This is a genomic window from Stenotrophomonas panacihumi (genome assembly GCF_001431645.1).
Lineage (GTDB): Bacteria > Pseudomonadota > Gammaproteobacteria > Xanthomonadales > Xanthomonadaceae > Stenotrophomonas_A > Stenotrophomonas_A panacihumi.
Genome location: NZ_LLXU01000095.1, coordinates 44,017 through 59,584, shown reverse-complemented (window position 1 = coordinate 59,584; position 15,568 = coordinate 44,017). Strand labels below are relative to the sequence as shown.

The window sequence follows — 15,568 nt, the reverse complement described above, 5'->3', positions numbered from 1 at the left end:
ACGGGCAGCGCCGCGGGGCTCAGCCGCGCAGGCGGCTGTGGCGGAAGCCGTAGGCGAAATAGATCACGAAGCCGCCGACGGTCCAGAAGGCCATCAGCATCCAGTTGTGCGCGGTCATCGCCGAGAGCAGTGCCAGGCAGCTCAGCACGCCCAGCGTGCAGATCAGCGGCGCGGCCGGCATCTTGAACGGACGCGGCAGGTCCGGCTGGGTGCGGCGCAGGATCAGCACGCCGGCGCAGACCGCGGCGAAGGCGATCAGCGTGCCCATCGAGGTCAGCTCGCCCAGCACGTCCAGCGGGAACAGCGCCGCCAGCAGCGCGATGCCCACGCCGGTGATCACCGTGTTGATGTGCGGCGTGCGGTACTTCGGATGGATGCGGGTGAACACTTCGGGCAGCAGGCCGTCGCGCGCCATGATCATGAAGATGCGCGGCTGGCCGATGATCATCACCAGCACCACCGAGGACAGGCCGATCAGCGCGCCGATTTCCACCACCACGCGCAGCCACGCCAGCTCCGGGTGCGCGGCCACGGCGGTCACCACCGGCTCGTCGGTGCCGAGCATCGTGTAGGGCACCAGGCCGGTCATCACCGCGGCCATGGCGATGTACAGCACGGTGCAGATCACCAGCGAGAGCAGCATGCCGATCGGCATGTCGCGCTGCGGGCGGTGCGATTCCTGCGCCGCCACCGACACCGCCTCGAAGCCGATGTAGGCGAAGAACACCATCGAGGCGCCACGCAGCACGCCTTCCCAGCCGTACTTGCCCGGGCCTTCGTTGGCCGGGATGAACGGGTGCCAGTTTTCCGGGTTCACGTACTTCCAGCCGACCACGATGACCAGCACGATCAGGCCGCTCTTGAGCAGCACCATCGCCATGTTCATCGCCGAGGACTTGCGGATGCCGACGTAGCACAGCCAGGTCAGCAGCAGGGTGATGCCGGCCGCCGGCAGGTTGGCGATCGCGCCGGTGGGGCGCAGCTGCGCGTCCAGCGGGGCGTTCACCAGCGCCGGGGGCAGCACGATGTCGAAGTGTTCGAGCAGGCTGAGGAAATACCCCGTCCAGCTCACCGCCACCGCCGAGGCGGACACGCCGTATTCGAGCACCAGCATCCAGCCGATGAACCAGGCCGCCAGCTCGCCGAAGGTGGCGTAGGTGTAGGTGTAGGCGCTGCCGGAGACCGGCACCATCGCCGCGAACTCGGCGTAGGCCATCGCGCAGAACGCGCAGCAGATGGCCGCCAGCAGGAACGAGAGCATGATCGCCGGGCCGGCGTGGTTGGCCGCCGCGGTGCCGGTGATGACGAAGATGCCGCCGCCGATCACCGCGCCGATGCCCAGCGCGGTCAGGCCCCAGGGGCCGAGCGCACGGGTCAGGCCCAGCCCGCCGGCATCGGCATGGCTGGCGTGGGGATGCTTGGTGGCCCAGAGTTGCTTGAACATGTAAGACGTTCCGGTGGGGTCGGGCAAAAGGCGAAGCCGGCGCGGGCGCCGGCTTCGGGTCGGGTCAGGCCTGCTTGGCCAGGCGGCTGTTGCGCATGCCGTAGAAGAAGTAGATGCACAGGCCGATCAGCGTCCAGCCCACGAACACCTTCCAGTGCTCCTGGAAGGCCTGCAGGAACAGCGCCACGCAGGCCAGCGCGCCCAGCGGGCAGACCACGATGGCCAGCGGCACGCGGAACGGACGCGGGAGTTCCGGGCGCGTATAGCGCAGCACCAGCACGCCCACGCACACGGTGGCAAACGCCAGCAGCGTGCCCATCGACACCAGCTCGCCCAGCACCTTGAGCGGGATCAGGCCGGCCAGCGAAGCGGCGACCACGCCGACGATGATCGTGCCCACGTACGGGGTGTGGAAGCGCTTGTGCACGCGGCCCAGCAGCGGCGGCAGCAGGCCGTCGCGCGACATGGTGTAGAAGATGCGCGGCTGCGCCATCAGCATCACCAGCACCACCGAGGACAGGCCGGCGATGGCGCCGATCTCCACGGCGGTCTTCAGCCAGGCCAGCTGCGGGTAGCTTTCCAGCGCGGTGGCCACCGGCTTGGCGGTGCCCAGCTGGGTGTACGGCAGCAGGCCGGTCAGCACGGCGCAGACGATGATGTAGATCACCGTGCACACCGCCAGCGAGCCGAGGATGCCGATCGGCATGTTGCGCTGCGGGTCCTTGGTTTCGCCGGCCGAGGTGGAGACCGCATCGAAGCCGATGTAGGCGAAGAACACGATCGACGCGGCGCGGAACACGCCGCTCCAGCCGAATACGCCCGGGGCGGTGTTCTCGGGGATGAAGGGATGCCAGTTGGCCGGGTTCACGTAGGACCAGGCGAAGGCGACGAACAGGCAGATCACCACCACCTTGATCGCCACCACGATCCCGTTGACGAACGCCGACTGGGTGATGCCCACGTAGCACAGCGCGCTCACCGCCGCGACGATGAGCACCGCCGGCAGGTTGATGATGGCGCCGGAGGCGATGAAGGCGTGGCCGGTCCAGTCCAGCGGCGCGTTGGCCAGCTCGGCGGGGAAGGGCAGGCCCAGCGTCGTGGTGATGAAGCTCACCAGGTAAGCCGACCAGCCCACCGCCACGCTGGAGCCGGCGAACAGGTACTCCAGTACCAGGCACCAGCCGATGAACCAGGCCATGCCCTCGCCGAGGGTGGCGTAGGAATACGAATAGGCGCTGCCGGAGACCGGCATCATCGCCGCGAACTCGGCGTAGCACAGGCCGGCCAGCGCGCAGGCGAAGCCGGCGATCACGAACGACAGCATCACCGCCGGGCCGGCGTGGTTGGCGGCGGCCTGGCCGGTCATCACGAAGATGCCCGCGCCGATGACCGCGCCGATGCCCAGCATTACCAGGTGGCGCGCGGTCAGGGTGCGCTTGAGGGTGGCTTCGCCTTCCAGGCTGCCCTCGAACGGCTCGCCGGCATCGACGTGGCCGGCGGGCTCGACTGGCTTGACCCTCAACAGTGACTTCAGCATGCGGTGGCTTCCCGGGAAATGGAGTACGGGGCGCGGCCGGGCGGCCGTGCCCTTCTGGGGCTGTGGGGGTTCCGGCCAGGCCGGAAGGTGGCCCGTACCTTAGCCAAAGCTGAAGCCAGACCACAAGCGCAGCTGCAACATCGGCAGGCGATAATTCCGAATCTTTTTCGCCGGAAGCCCGATATGACGCCCGACCGCTCGCCGACCCTGCGCCGCCAGTTCCAGGATTACGCCCGGCGCGGCACCGCGGAGGCCGAGGTCGCGGCGCAGTTCCTGGCGTTGCTGGACGACGCGGCCGACCCGTTCGTGCGCGAGCGCCTGGCCGGGCACTTCACCGGCTCGGCGTGGCTGGTGGATGCCAGCGGGGAGCGGGTGCTGCTGACCCACCACCGCAAGCTGCAGCGCTGGCTGCAACTGGGCGGCCATGCCGATGGCGACCGCGACCTGGCGCAGGTCGCGCTGCGCGAGGCGCAGGAGGAATCCGGGCTGGACAGCCTGGTGCTGGCCGATGGCGAACTGTTCGACCTGGACCGCCACTGGATTCCCGAGCGCGGCGAGGTGCCGGGGCATTGGCACTACGACGCCCGATACGTCGTGCGGACGACGGGGTCGGAGGATTTCGTGGTCGGCGAGGAGTCGCTGGCGCTGGCGTGGCGGCGCATCGACGAACTGCCCGAAGACCTGCAGTCGGACGAATCGATGCGGCGCATGGCCGGCAAGTGGCTGGCGCGCTGACTCTCAATCAATAGGTCCAAGGTTCGAACCCTTGACCGCCCACCAAATAAAACAAGCACCTAGGTAATTCCTAGGTGCTTTTTCTGTTTCCCGGTCCGGGAAAATTCAGTTGGGTAGAGATCCTGAAACCCTTGGTGCGCTTGATGCAGCGCGCGTGGAGCAGTTGACGCCCGCTTCCCAGCCTTTGGCATGATGGCCTTCGTCGGTCGGCGCGGAGCGAGTGCTAGAGTCTGCCTCCGACCCAAAGCGGATATGCGTAATGTCCAGCTCACCTAGTTGAATTGGCGTTAGGGGGATAGATGCCGTCATGCATACTTCGAGTTTCAGGATCGACAAGCAAGGTCCGCAAATTTCTTGCTGCCTCGTCAATTAAGCCAATCCGAGTATTTTGGAAAGGCGAGCCGAGCAGCCCGAAGAGTCGCGGCCTCATTAAAATGTCTGGCTTCAATGTGAGATTGTCGGCTGCTGAAGGTTTGGTTGCTCAATCAACACAAGCCGCCAAGTTCATGCGAAAGCACAAGAGCGACATACTTCTTATCAGAAGCCTTGGTTTTTCTTCGGTCACGATAGATTTCGGCTTGTATGACCTTGCTACCGAGGACCGACCTTGGCCGTCCTACCGGCTGCCTCAGGCCTTCGTACAGCTCGCGAGTGATCTAGGTTGTGACATTGATCTGTCGTTTTACGGAGCGCCGCCCGATGCGACCTGACAATTCATACAAGCCGAAGCCGCTTCGCGGCTTGCCTTGGTCTCGACGTTGGACCGCGGACCAACATGTTTGTCCGCTCCCGACCCGAAGCGGACATCGCGCCAAGGTCTGATCTTGAGGTCCGATCCGGTGCCCTTCGAAGTCATCTTCATGACCGACGAACCGGACAGCACCCGGCTGCCGAGATTCAGTACGGCGGACAACGTCTCTGCGTGATTCGACTGCGTTCCGGGAAGCCCGAGATTGAATTTGTGCAGGACCTGTACGTCGGGAAGCCCGTCGGAATGACGTTCGAGCTTAATAAGTTCACAGTGACGTTGAAGCTTGCGACCGGCGCTTCGATTCCGGATTGCGAACCTGGCTAACCAAGAAGCGAACTTTATCCCCGGTCGGCGTGGCGTCAGGGCCACTGACGGTTGCCTAACCGGGGGTGTCGGGCGTTACCATCCGGCCATCGGATCTCCGCAGGGGGCGGACATGGACGGTCACGCGCAGGCTGCGCGAGCTGAGCAAACTGACGAGCTGAGTTTTCGCTGGCTGCACGCGCGGGTCCAGGACTATGCGGCCAAGGGCCACCGGCCTTCGGCGTCCAATCTGGTGCGCCGGTCACTCTGGATCGGCATTGGCATGGGCGGTCTCGGCCTGGCAATAAGCGCGTTGAGTAAGTGGATCCCCCAACCGCTGGCCCTCTTGTTGATCGTCGCCTGCCTTGTCGCCGAAGTGGCCGGACTGGGGCTTTCGCTGTTCCTTATGGTGCGGCGCGAGCTGCCCCAGCTAACCCGGGTCCGCGAGGCGCATGCTGACGAAATGGACGGGGATTTTGCCGCTTGGCAGCGCTTGGTCGGAGAGCTTCGTCGGTTCCCGATTACCAAGCGCGAGGCACACCTCCGCTTCGTGACCACTTTGCGACAGAACATGGGCGAAAGAATGGGGCTGCTGCTCGGCAGCATCCAACGCCTGGGCGTTCTCCCGATTCTGATCGCGCTGTACCTGCAGTTTCGGGACTGGCAATGGGGTGACTGGGCGGGTGCTTTCGACGTCAACCTCGTTGGAGGGTTGCTCATCTGGGCCATGCTGCTGCTCTACGCAGGCGGCTGGTATCTCGTTGGCTTGCGTGCGCGACTGGATTTGTACGTGAGCCTGCTGGAGGAGTCGTTGAAAGCTTAGGTCGCGACTGCCTGCGCCAAGCCATGCCACTTCACGCCGTTCAGCTTGAACCATAGGCGATCACATGCCAACCAAGCCCCCGAAATGAAAAGATACCGCCTTATTGCGAGAACACCAGGCTGGATGCGCATCGTCGGCATCCTTTTGGCTGCAATTAGCCTCATCGTCATATTGACCGCCCTTCGCAATGGCGCAGCCGTGCTGTCGCTATCCGGTACATCGGTGAAGAACCTCGAAGAACTCGCTCAACTCGGCGACTTCTTTGGCGGTCACTTTTCTGCGTTTGTCGGGTCGATCACTCTTCTCATCGTCTTGTTCTTCTTTCCACCAAGGAAAGCAACAGGAAGAACACTTCGCTCGGCAGGAGCTGCTTGCAACACAGCAGGCTGAGCGCCAAGCCTTTCTGGACGGCATCAATTTGATCACGCAGTGGGACATACAAAGCCCAGGCTGCGATCAAGCGATGCGCCTGCTCGACTACTACAGCCGGCTGGCTCTCAGGTCGGATGATGAAGAGCTGCTCTTACTGCTCAATACCGTAGTCACCGCCCAGCTCAGAAAGAATCTGGAGGGCAAGAACGGTAGCTTCAAGAGTACGAACTATGCGTTCGCCTGCGAGGCAATTGAACGAATTCGACCGCTGCGAGAGCGGGACGGTCGCGCACAGAGGGCGCGACTCAAGAAATTGCTGGACCCCTCCGTTGACGACGGGCAATAAATTGCCCGCCGTCAACAGGTCCTCGACCGTCACCTCTCATAGTGGGGAGAGGTAGGGGAGTTGCTCAGTTGTTCTAGCGCGAGAACATCCCTTGATCCTATCAATCCGGCGCCGGAACTTCCAGCGTGTTCGGCAGTGGCTTGGGCGACAAGGAAGGTTGTGAACGCGGGCAGGGGCGGCCACGCACGACTGAGGGAAGGCCAGGGGTAGGACGAAGCGGCGAGCGTGTGAACATCGCTCGCAGCGCCAGAGGTTGGGCAGGGACAAGGGGGGCGTGTGCAGAAAGGAACCGTCAGTTTCTGGGAGTTCGAGAATTCGCACGTAGCCACCAGCGGCGCACGTGTAGTGCCAAGAATGAAGCGCGGTGGAAAGCCCCCCAAGGGATGCGTCGGCGCGGTTCCTGTCGTAGTGAATGCGCTCAAGCTCACAATGGCGCTTGCCAGGTCCGGAGCAACGCTCGCGCCCAACCAGAGAACCGGCTTCTGGCGCGCCTTGTCGGCGTATGCCCGCGTCCGTGAGGCCTGCCTCTGGCAGGGCAATGAGCTTCGTGCGCAGCCTCACCTGTTGCAGACGCTGCGCGACTCGTCTCGGACTGCGTTGGCTGGCGACCTGGGCCAAGCGATGACGTGGCTCTACGCGACCGAGAAGCTGAAGATGTCGGCCGTGGTCGACTTCGGGGTTGGCTGCGGGCTGCTCGCGGCACCCGTTCCAGCGCCGAAGGCATTCAACAAGCGACCGGACTTCATGGCGGCGACGGGAGCGCTCAAGGACGTCGTCCTGCTTGAGAGCAAGGGGATGATCCTTGAGCACGCCAGCGGCACGAGTTGGAGAAGCGGCTTGGCCGACGGATTGGAGCAGACCACCGCGGGTGTTGATTGGCTGAATCTCCACGGCTCCACCGCCGTCGTCGCCAACAAGTACGCCGTCAGTTTTGGGCTGGTCGAGAAGGGCCCGAGTCTCGCCGTAGTTGTCGATCCTCCCGCGAAGACGGGAACGGAACTGGATGCACCCAAACAGTTGGCCCTCCTGCGGCATCACGCCGCCAGCTGGGCCTTGGCTGCAGGCGAGTTCGAACTGGCAGCTGCGCTGGTGGATCCTGAGCAGACGCGTGAACGCATGCAGCTCGTGGAGCTCCTGCCCGAGGTTGGGAGGCACGGCGTAGCTGTGAAGGTCGGTCTCCAATCCAGGCGTGAGCGCTGGTACGAACATGTGAGGCCGGTGCACTTCATCTCGAGTGATCTGATCCGCGCTGTTGCACGAAACGATCTGGAGGGGGCGCTTGCCGCGATTGCGGCATTCAATAGTAGGCCTGGCACGAGCGCAAACACACGCGAGATGTTCGGGATTGTCGATCGAACCGAGGAAGAAGGATTCGTCGCGCTTCCTGATGGCACGGCGGCAGAGTGGTGGCCGGTTGACGGCATGATCCGAGGGCCGGAATGACGGTGCCAAGCTCACGTTGGTCGCAGGTAAGACTCGAGGTGGCGGGCGAGACGTGCTGCACTTCCCTTGCGAGCGTCGCTTTATCCGTTCGGAAGTGCTGTAACCTCGGTGTCGTGCGATAGCGGGGTGGTGGGCCGATGTCAGCTAAGTCATTGCCTGACTGGGCGGATACTAGGGCCTACTTCGGTAAGCCAATTGAAGAGCGCCCTCGCTAAGCCCGGGCTGGCGATGTCGAATAACCACACATAGGTGCGTGGTGGCCAAGCTTCCTGCGTATGACGCTAGATTGATGCATTTGGGTGAGGCAGGGGATCTTCTCGCGTACGCCAAGGAGATGAGCGGCCTGCTTGAGTCGCGTTGGGAACGCCATAGAGCTTGCATCGGTCCGCGTTGTGCGCAGGCCGGATATTCGCAGGAGGACTTTGATTGCGAGTACCAGGTCGAGGAGTACCAGCACGCGAAGTATGAGGTGTACCTAGACGGGCAGCTAGTTGTTGCAGCTTGGTCGGTACTTCAAGGTGCAGTCGAGCATTGCGCCTCGTTCCTTGCGGAGCACTTGCGCATTGAGAAGAAGCTAGATTACTCGCGAAAGCCTGCAGAGTTGGCTTGGCAGCATTATTACGAGCAAGGCATTCAAGTGGGTTGGCCGCTGAAGGATGATTGTTTGGAGATTGCGGCTTTGAGGAAGTTGCGCAACGACTACGCTCACTCGCTATTTTTCGAGCCGTATTCTGTCCGAGGAAGACTCAAGAAGATCGCCCCCGACACTGCTGTGGACAGATCTCAGATCTTCTATCAGGTTGATGCGTTCGTCGCGCTGAAAGGCCAAGGCGTCCTGGCTTGCGAGCTTGTAGCAAGATTGGTGGAAATGTTGAAGGAACACGCCATCGCACAGTTCCCGCATGATGGGGTTTCGCTCTCTTTCTGGGCTCGAACGAGGTGACTCCTCTGGTCCGCTCCTGGCCGAAAGCAGCCACCCGATCCGCGCGGCCACGTCCACCACCGTGAAGCCACGCTCGAGCACCTGCTTCACCGCCTCGCTGCGGAACTCATCCGTGTACTGCTTGTTGTTGCTCATGGGCACCTCGGTTATTGCCATAAAGTATGGCTCCTAGGTGTCTACAAAAGCCTGGTCGGTCCAGATTGTATGTCGCGTTGCCCTGAAGGGCTCCCAAGATCCGGGAAAACTTACGAGCTCGACTAGGTGGATCAGGCGCTTACAGAGGGTGGTCCGGGAAAATTTCGCTACCTAAGTCTTTGATCCGAAGCCTTAGACATCCTAACGCGCCAGCCGCACGGTCAATACAGGATGCGGGTGCGCAGCGTGCCCGGGATGGCCGCCAGCTCGTCCTTGATGACCGCCGCCTGCGCTTCGTCGGCGGTGATGTCGATCACCACGTAGCCCACCTTCGCATCGGTGCGCAGGAACTGGCCGTCGATGTTGACGTGGTGGCGCGAGAACAGTTCGTTGATCTGCGACAGCACGCCCGGCACGTTGCGGTGGATGTGCAGCAGCCGCAGGCTGTCGGCGTGCTCGGGCAGGGTGACTTCCGGGAAGTTCACCGCCGACAGCGTGCTGCCGTTGTCGCTGTAGCGCACCAGCTTGGCCGCCACCTCGATGCCGATGTTGTCCTGCGCCTCCAGCGTGCTGCCGCCGACGTGCGGGGTCAGGATCACGTTGTCGTGCGCGGTCAGCGGCGAGACGAAGGCATCGCCGTTGCCCTTGGGCTCCACCGGGAACACGTCCACCGCCGCGCCACCCAGGTGGCCTTCGCGCAGGGCCGCGTCCAGCGCTTCGATATCGACGACGGTGCCGCGCGAGGCATTGATGAGGTGCGCGCCACGCTTCATCTTCGCGATCTGCGCGGCGCCGAACATGTTCTTCGTGGAGGCCAGCTCCGGCACGTGCAGCGTGACCACGTCCGAATGGGCGAGCAGGTCGTCCAGGTCGGTGGCCGGGCGCGCGTTGCCCAGCGAGAGCTTGGTTTCGATGTCGTGGAAGAGCACCTGCATGCCCAGCGCCTCGGCCAGCACGCCGACCTGGGTACCGATGTGGCCGTAGCCGATGATGCCCAGCGTCTTGCCACGGGTCTCGTGGCTGCCGGACGCGCTCTTGGACCAGCCGCCGCGGTGGCATTCGGCGTTCTTCTGCGGGATGCCGCGCAGCAGCAGGATCGCCTCGGCGATCACCAGCTCGGCCACGCTGCGGGTGTTGGAGTAGGGCGCGTTGAACACCGGGATGCCGGCCAGTTCGGCCGCGTCCAGGTCGACCTGGTTGGTGCCGATGCAGAAGCAGCCGATGGCGATCAGCCGCTTGGCCTCGGCCAGCACCTCGGCGGTGAGGTGGGTGCGCGAACGGATGCCGACGATGTGCGCCTCGGCGATGCGGGCCTTCAGCTCGTCCTCCGGCAGCGACTTGGCGTGCACCTCGATCTGCGAATAGCCCGCCGCGCGGAACGTGTCCACCGCGGTCTGGCTGACGCCTTCGAGCAACAACACGCGGATGTCCTGCTTGGGGAACGACGTCTTCTTCGGCGACATGGCAACGGAGGCTGGCTTGGTGCGGGCGGTCACTATGCCAGAGCGCGGCCCTTTTTGGTGCGCCGCCACATCGTGCAAGCCCTTGTCGCGCAATGGTTTCAGCTGTATCGAAGCACGCGCGTGCATGCGGCTGGACGCCATCGCGCCGCGCTGGCAGGCTGTCACGCTTTCTTTCCTTGCCGCATCGACGATGACCGACCCCCGCATCGCCTCGCTGGAACGCGCCGTCCACGGCCTGCGCCTGAAGACCGACCCCGCCGACCTGGAACACTACGGCCGCGACTGGACCCGGCGCTGGACGCCCGCGCCGCTGGCCATCGCGCTGCCGGCCTCGGTGGCCGAGGTGCAGGCCGTCGTGCAGTGGGCCAATGCCGAAGGCGTGGCGGTCGTGCCCTCCGGCGGGCGCACCGGCCTGTCCGGCGGCGCGGTCGCGGCGAACGGCGAACTGGTGCTGAGCCTGGAGCGCATGAACCAGGTGCTCGACTTCAACGCCGTGGACCGCACGCTCACCGTGCAGGCCGGCATGGTGCTGGAAGCCGTGCACAACGCCGCGCTGGAGCAGGGGCTGATCTACCCGGTGGATTTCGCCGCGCGCGGCTCGTGCTCGATCGGCGGCAACATCGCCACCAATGCCGGCGGCATCCGGGTGATCCGCTACGGCAACACGCGCGAGTGGATCGCCGGGCTGAAGGTGGTGACCGGCGCCGGCGAGGTGCTGGATCTCAACCGCGCCCTGGTCAAGAACTCCAGCGGCTACGACTTCCGCCAGCTGCTGGTCGGCTCGGAGGGCACCCTGGGCATCGTGGTGGAAGCCACGCTGCGGCTCACCGAACCGCCGCCGCCGGCCAACGTCATGCTGCTGGCGCTGCCTTCGTTCGAAGTGCTGATGCAGGTGTTCTCCGCCTTCCGCGCGCGCCTGCGGCTGGAGGCGTTCGAATTCTTCACCGACCGCGCGCTTGGCCACGTGCTGGCGCACGGCGCGCAGGCGCCGTTCGACCAGGTCTACCCGTTCTACGTCGTCACCGAATACGCCGCCGGCGACGATGCCCAGGAGGCCGCCGCGCTGGCGGCCTTCGAGGACTGCATGACGCAGGGCTGGGTGCTGGATGGCGTGATCAGCCAGAGCGAGGCCCAGGCCCAGCAGCTGTGGCGCCTGCGCGAGGGCATCACCGAGGCCGTGGCCCGCTACAAGCCCTACAAGAACGACATCTCCGTGCGCATCTCGGCGATGCCGGCGTTCCTGGAGCGCACGCAGGCGCTGCTGGGCGAGGCCTACCCGGATTTCGAAGTGGTGTGGTTCGGCCACATCGGCGACGGCAACCTGCACATCAACGTGCTCAAGCCTGACGGCTACGGTGATGCCGAGTTCATCACCGCCTGCGAGCACGTCACCAAGCTGCTGGCGCAGGTGCTGTCCGAATTCGAGGGCAGCATCTCGGCCGAGCACGGCATTGGCCTGGTCAAGAAGCCGTACCTGGAAGGCACGCGCAGCGCGGCGGAAATTGCCCTGATGCGCGGGGTGAAGCAGGTGTTCGACCCGAAGGGCCTGCTGAATCCCGGCAAGCTGTTCGACGCCTGAGCGCATCGACGCCCTTGCGTCGTGCGGTTACGCTTGCGCCCTTCGATCCCCACGCCTCGCTACGCACCATGATCCGTCCGCTTCTGCTCTGCGCCCTGTTCATCCTGCCGGCGACCGCGCTGGCCAGCAGTTTTGCCGGTACTTCCGCCGGTGCGTCCTCGGCCGGTTCCTCGGCGTCCTCGGGCAGCACGTCCGGCGATGACAAGGTGTTGCTGGCCGCGCGCGACGACGCGGCGGCTTTCGTCGCCAGCGACGGCCAGCTGCGCAGCGCGCGCCTGGAAGCGGCGCTGCGCCAGCTGCGCGCGCGCGACACCGGCGCCGTGCAGGCCGACGACCTGGCCCTGGCACGGCGCCTGCTCGCCCTGTGATCCCGCGCGGCCGGGCGCCGCGCGCACGCCGTCCATGGCGCTGGCTGGGCATGGCCTGGCTGGCGCTGGCGATGCCGGCCTTCGCGGCCGGCGCATCCGAAGACGATCTCGCCGCGGCGCGGCTGCTCGATGCCGCGCGCACGCGGCTGCCTGACGCATGGGCACAGGCGCTGCCGGCCGACCTGATCCTCCTGCCGCGCGACGACCTGCCGGCGCACGTGGGCGGACGCACGTTCGGTACGCAGATCCGCATCGACCGCCGCTTGCTGGCGGCGTGGGCGAGCGCGCCGGTCGACCCGGACCACGACCCGGCCGCGCGGCTGGCGTTGTCGACGCTGATCCATGAGCTGGCGCACGTCCTCGATCGCGGTCCGCAAGGCGGCCTGTCGCGCGATGCCCGGTTACGCGATCTCGCCGGCTGGCCGCGTCGCCGCGCATGGCCCGGGCGTGGCGCCAACGCCATGCGCGACCGCAGCCCGGACCCCTACGAACTGACCGACCCACGCGAATTCGTGGCGGTGAACCTCGAGCACTACGTCCTCGACGCCGACTACGCCTGCCGTCGCCCCGCGCTGGCGAAGTGGTTCCAGGCGCGCCTCGGCGCGGCGCCGACCCCGCGCACGGCATGCGATGCGACGTTGCCGTTGTTGCAGGGGGAGGGCGGCGACGGACAGCTCGGCTGGCTGTCGCTGGATCCTTCCCGCGTCTACGCCATCGACTACCTGTTCGCCGAAGGCAACGACGCCCCGATGAGCCGCTGGGGCCACGCCATGCTGCGGCTGGTGATCTGCGCCCCCGGCCGCGCGCCGGGCCCGGATTGCCGCCTCGACCTCGCCTGGCACCGCGTGCTTTCGTTCCGCGCCTTCGTCGACGACGTGCAACTCTCCAGCTGGCGCGGGCTGACCGGCGGCTACCCCTCGCGCCTGTTCGTGCTGCCGCTGGAGCAGGTGATCGACGACTACACGCAGGTCGAACTGCGCGGCCTGGCCTCGATACCGCTATCGCTGGACCGCGCCGGCATCGAGGCCATCCTCGCGCAGGCCGCGCAGCAGCACTGGAGTTACGACGGGCGTTACGCCTTCATCAGCAACAACTGCGCGGTCGAAACCTGGAAGCTGCTGCGCGACGCGGACCCGCGGATCGGCGATGCAGTGCGATGGCGTGGCATCACCCCCAAGGGCCTGCTGGCCGCGCTGGAACACGCGGGACTGGCCGACGCCACGATGCAGGCCGACCGCGCCACGGCCGAGCGCCAGGGCTACTACTTTGCCTCCGCGCAGGCGCGCTACGAGGCCATGTTCCAGGTCGCCCGCAGCGGCATGGCGTTGCCGGCAAAGTCCGCGCGCGAATGGCTGGACCTGCCCCCGGAAACTCGCACGCCATGGATAGACCGCGCCGACCTGCGCGCGACAGCCGCGCTGCTGCTGCTGGAACAAGCCGCCCAGCGACGGCAGGAACTGCAGGCACGCGACTGGCTCAAGCGCAGGCTCGGCGAGCATGACGATGAAGCCGCCCACGCGCGCGAGCAGGTCCGTGACCTCCTGGCCGACGCCGGCGCACTGGCGCAGCCGGCGTCATTGCTGGCGGGCGTGCCCGGCTATGGATTGCCGCAGGCCGACGAGCGCGAGGCACTCGCCCCGCGGCTAGCCGAACGCAACGCGCGCCTGACGGAAGGCTGGCCGGCATTACGGCAGCAAGCGCGCGAAGCGCTGCCACCGGCCCAACGCGAAGCCTGGCAGGTTATCGACGCCAACCTGGCGCAAATACAGGTGCGTTTGCGGCGTTTGGCGGACGAGTGAGCAACGCGGCATCCGGTCGAGAGGATCCATTGGGTCAGCGCGCGCGATCAAGGCGAGCCGATCCACCTCGAAGGCCAACCAAAGGCGCAAACAAAAAGGGCGACCCAAAAGGCCGCCCTTCACAACAAAACGGAAAACAGGCCAGATCAATCCGCCCGCCCACCGAACTCGCCGGTGGTGGTGTTGACCAGGATGCGTTCCCCGTTGGTGATGTACTCCGGCACCATGATTTCGAGGCCGGTATTGAGCTTGGCCGGCTTGGGCCGCTTGGTCGCCGTGCCGCCCTTGAGTTCCGGCGGCGTATCGACCACTTCCAGCGTCACGTGCTGCGGCATCTGCACCGCCACCGGCTGGTCGTCGATCACCTGCACGTACAACCCGGTCAGCCCGTCGGTGATGTAGCCGGCATCGTCGCCCACCACGTCCGCGTCCAGCGTGTACGGCGTGTAATCCTCGTCGTCGAGGAACACGAACGCCTCGCCATCCTTGTAGGAGAACGTCGCCTGGCGGCGCAGCAGCTCCACCTCGACCAGGTTGTCGTCCGCATCGAAACTGGCATCCAGCTTCGCGCCGCCCGGCACGCTGTACATGATGAAACGGAAGCGCACGTTGCCGCCGCGACCCTGCGGCGAACTGCGCTCGATGTCGCGGATCTGGTACACGCCGTTGTTGTACTCGACGACGTTGCCCTTCTTGATGTCGTTGGCTTTCATGTCAAAAAATTCTTGGAGTGGAAACTAGGGGTTACTTTGCCGCCAGCCGTACCGCCCCATCCAGGCGGATCGTCTCGCCGTTGAGGTAGCGGTTGCGCAGGATGAAGGCCACGGTGTCGGCGAACTCGTCCGGCTGGCCCAGCCGCGACGGGAACGGAATCGAGGCCGACAGCGACTGCTGCACCGCCTCGGGCATGCCATCTACCATCGGCGTCCAGAAGATGCCCGGCGCGATCGTCATCACCCGGATGCCGAACCGCGACAACTCGCGCGCCATCGGCAGCGTCATCCCGACCACGCCGCCCTTGGAGGCGGAGTAGGCGGCCTGGCCGACCTGGCCTTCATAGGCCGCCACCGACGCCGTGTTGACGATCACCCCGCGCTCGCCGTCGTCGCCGGCCGCGTTGTGCTGCATCACGTCCGCCGCGGCCTTGGCCACGTTGAAGCTGCCCACCAGGTTGACCAGCACGGTATTGCGGAAGGTCGCCAGCGGCATCGGCGCTTCCTTGCCGAGCACGCGGCCGGCGCCGAGGATGCCGGCGCAGTTGACCAGCGTGTTGAGGCCGCCGAGGAACGCGGCCGCCTCGGCCACGTTCGCGGCGACCTGCGCCTCGTCGGTGACATCGGTGCGGAAATAGCGCGCGTTGGCTTCGCCCAGCTGCGCCACGCCGGCGGCGGCCTTGTCGTCGTTGACATCGAACAGCGCCACGCGGCCACCCTCGGCCACGAGGCGCGCGGCCACGGACAGGCCCAGGCCGGAGACGCCGCCGGTGACGATCGCGCGTACGGATTCAGGCTGCATGAGGAGAGGAAA

The 15,568-nt window shown here is 65.6% G+C and carries 15 protein-coding genes and 1 pseudogene; 10 read left to right on the top strand and 6 right to left on the bottom strand.

The features are described from left to right. Positions 1-19: 19 nt before the first annotated feature. Entirely contained in the window at positions 20-1,444 is a 1,425-nt protein-coding gene (locus ARC20_RS12525; RefSeq protein WP_057647612.1) for an amino acid permease, read from the bottom strand. Positions 1,445-1,508: 64 nt separating this feature from the next. Beyond that, positions 1,509-2,981 carry an amino acid permease gene (locus tag ARC20_RS12520; RefSeq protein ID WP_057647610.1) on the bottom strand — a complete coding sequence of 491 codons (1,473 nt, stop codon included), beginning with the start codon at positions 2,979-2,981 and terminating at the stop codon, positions 1,509-1,511. Positions 2,982-3,164: 183 nt separating this feature from the next. On the opposite strand from ARC20_RS12520, the gene ARC20_RS12515 reads away from it, so the two are divergent. From ARC20_RS12515 to ARC20_RS18655, 7 genes are all read left to right on the top strand, one after another. Further along, complete coding sequence (locus ARC20_RS12515) at positions 3,165-3,716, top strand: NUDIX hydrolase (RefSeq protein ID WP_057647608.1); 552 nt, start codon at positions 3,165-3,167, stop codon at positions 3,714-3,716. Positions 3,717-4,150: 434 nt separating this feature from the next. Beyond that, positions 4,151-4,426: a hypothetical protein gene (locus tag ARC20_RS18795; protein ID WP_237642583.1), complete on the top strand. Its 276-nt coding sequence runs from the start codon at positions 4,151-4,153 to the stop codon at positions 4,424-4,426. A gap of 477 nt (positions 4,427-4,903) precedes the next feature. After that, positions 4,904-5,593, top strand: a complete 690-nt coding sequence (locus ARC20_RS18790; RefSeq protein ID WP_057647606.1) for a hypothetical protein — start codon at positions 4,904-4,906, stop codon at positions 5,591-5,593. Between the two features lie 123 nt (positions 5,594-5,716). Next, on the top strand, positions 5,717-5,983 hold the full coding sequence (locus tag ARC20_RS18335) for a hypothetical protein (protein WP_146165860.1): 267 nt from the start codon (positions 5,717-5,719) through the stop codon (positions 5,981-5,983). 73 nt (positions 5,984-6,056) lie between these two features. Further along, entirely contained in the window at positions 6,057-6,311 is a 255-nt protein-coding gene (locus tag ARC20_RS12505) for a hypothetical protein (protein ID WP_057647604.1), read from the top strand. Positions 6,312-6,719: 408 nt separating this feature from the next. Continuing rightward, positions 6,720-7,754, top strand: coding sequence for a hypothetical protein (locus ARC20_RS12500; RefSeq protein ID WP_146165859.1), 1,035 nt, complete (start codon positions 6,720-6,722; stop codon positions 7,752-7,754). Between the two features lie 334 nt (positions 7,755-8,088). Further along, complete coding sequence (locus ARC20_RS18655) at positions 8,089-8,697, top strand: hypothetical protein (protein ID WP_237642586.1); 609 nt, start codon at positions 8,089-8,091, stop codon at positions 8,695-8,697. Between the two features lie 33 nt (positions 8,698-8,730). Here the strand turns inward: ARC20_RS18655 and ARC20_RS18330 are convergent. Further along, a pseudogene (locus ARC20_RS18330) lies at positions 8,731-8,832 on the bottom strand (transposase); the annotation flags it as partial. Positions 8,833-9,053: 221 nt separating this feature from the next. After that, complete coding sequence (serA, locus tag ARC20_RS12490) at positions 9,054-10,295, bottom strand: phosphoglycerate dehydrogenase (protein WP_057647598.1); 1,242 nt, start codon at positions 10,293-10,295, stop codon at positions 9,054-9,056. 190 nt (positions 10,296-10,485) lie between these two features. On the opposite strand from serA, the gene ARC20_RS12485 reads away from it, so the two are divergent. The 3 genes from ARC20_RS12485 (at position 10,486) to ARC20_RS12475 (ending at position 14,041) form a co-directional block, all read left to right on the top strand. After that, positions 10,486-11,874, top strand: a complete 1,389-nt coding sequence (locus ARC20_RS12485) for an FAD-binding oxidoreductase (RefSeq protein ID WP_057647698.1) — start codon at positions 10,486-10,488, stop codon at positions 11,872-11,874. Positions 11,875-11,942: 68 nt separating this feature from the next. Continuing rightward, positions 11,943-12,242: a DUF2388 domain-containing protein gene (locus tag ARC20_RS12480; RefSeq protein ID WP_057647596.1), complete on the top strand. Its 300-nt coding sequence runs from the start codon at positions 11,943-11,945 to the stop codon at positions 12,240-12,242. A gap of 50 nt (positions 12,243-12,292) precedes the next feature. After that, positions 12,293-14,041, top strand: a complete 1,749-nt coding sequence (locus ARC20_RS12475) for a DUF7844 domain-containing protein (RefSeq protein WP_057647696.1) — start codon at positions 12,293-12,295, stop codon at positions 14,039-14,041. Positions 14,042-14,187: 146 nt separating this feature from the next. Here ARC20_RS12475 and yeiP read toward each other — a convergent pair whose 3' ends face one another. Both yeiP and ARC20_RS12465 read right to left on the bottom strand, forming a co-directional pair. After that, entirely contained in the window at positions 14,188-14,754 is a 567-nt protein-coding gene (gene yeiP / locus ARC20_RS12470) for an elongation factor P-like protein YeiP (protein WP_057647594.1), read from the bottom strand. A 31-nt stretch (positions 14,755-14,785) separates the two neighbouring features. Continuing rightward, positions 14,786-15,556 (bottom strand): SDR family NAD(P)-dependent oxidoreductase, encoded by a 771-nt coding sequence (locus tag ARC20_RS12465; protein WP_057647592.1) that lies wholly within the window; start codon positions 15,554-15,556, stop codon positions 14,786-14,788. Positions 15,557-15,568: the final 12 nt, after the last annotated feature.

What these genes read in the sequence shown, in the direction of transcription:
- ARC20_RS12525 (WP_057647612.1), bottom strand. Translation starts at nt 1,444, where the DNA reads ATGTTCAAGCAACTCTGGGCCACCAAGCATCCCCACGCCAGCCATGCC.
- ARC20_RS12520 (WP_057647610.1), bottom strand. Translation starts at nt 2,981, where the DNA reads ATGCTGAAGTCACTGTTGAGGGTCAAGCCAGTCGAGCCCGCCGGCCAC.
- ARC20_RS12515 (WP_057647608.1), top strand. Translation starts at nt 3,165, where the DNA reads ATGACGCCCGACCGCTCGCCGACCCTGCGCCGCCAGTTCCAGGATTAC.
- ARC20_RS18795 (WP_237642583.1), top strand. Translation starts at nt 4,151, where the DNA reads ATGTCTGGCTTCAATGTGAGATTGTCGGCTGCTGAAGGTTTGGTTGCT.
- ARC20_RS18790 (WP_057647606.1), top strand. Translation starts at nt 4,904, where the DNA reads ATGGACGGTCACGCGCAGGCTGCGCGAGCTGAGCAAACTGACGAGCTG.
- ARC20_RS18335 (WP_146165860.1), top strand. Translation starts at nt 5,717, where the DNA reads ATGCGCATCGTCGGCATCCTTTTGGCTGCAATTAGCCTCATCGTCATA.
- ARC20_RS12505 (WP_057647604.1), top strand. Translation starts at nt 6,057, where the DNA reads ATGCGCCTGCTCGACTACTACAGCCGGCTGGCTCTCAGGTCGGATGAT.
- ARC20_RS18655 (WP_237642586.1), top strand. Translation starts at nt 8,089, where the DNA reads ATGAGCGGCCTGCTTGAGTCGCGTTGGGAACGCCATAGAGCTTGCATC.
- serA (WP_057647598.1), bottom strand. Translation starts at nt 10,295, where the DNA reads ATGTCGCCGAAGAAGACGTCGTTCCCCAAGCAGGACATCCGCGTGTTG.
- ARC20_RS12485 (WP_057647698.1), top strand. Translation starts at nt 10,486, where the DNA reads ATGACCGACCCCCGCATCGCCTCGCTGGAACGCGCCGTCCACGGCCTG.
- ARC20_RS12480 (WP_057647596.1), top strand. Translation starts at nt 11,943, where the DNA reads ATGATCCGTCCGCTTCTGCTCTGCGCCCTGTTCATCCTGCCGGCGACC.
- ARC20_RS12475 (WP_057647696.1), top strand. Translation starts at nt 12,293, where the DNA reads ATGGCCTGGCTGGCGCTGGCGATGCCGGCCTTCGCGGCCGGCGCATCC.
- yeiP (WP_057647594.1), bottom strand. Translation starts at nt 14,754, where the DNA reads ATGAAAGCCAACGACATCAAGAAGGGCAACGTCGTCGAGTACAACAAC.
- ARC20_RS12465 (WP_057647592.1), bottom strand. Translation starts at nt 15,556, where the DNA reads ATGCAGCCTGAATCCGTACGCGCGATCGTCACCGGCGGCGTCTCCGGC.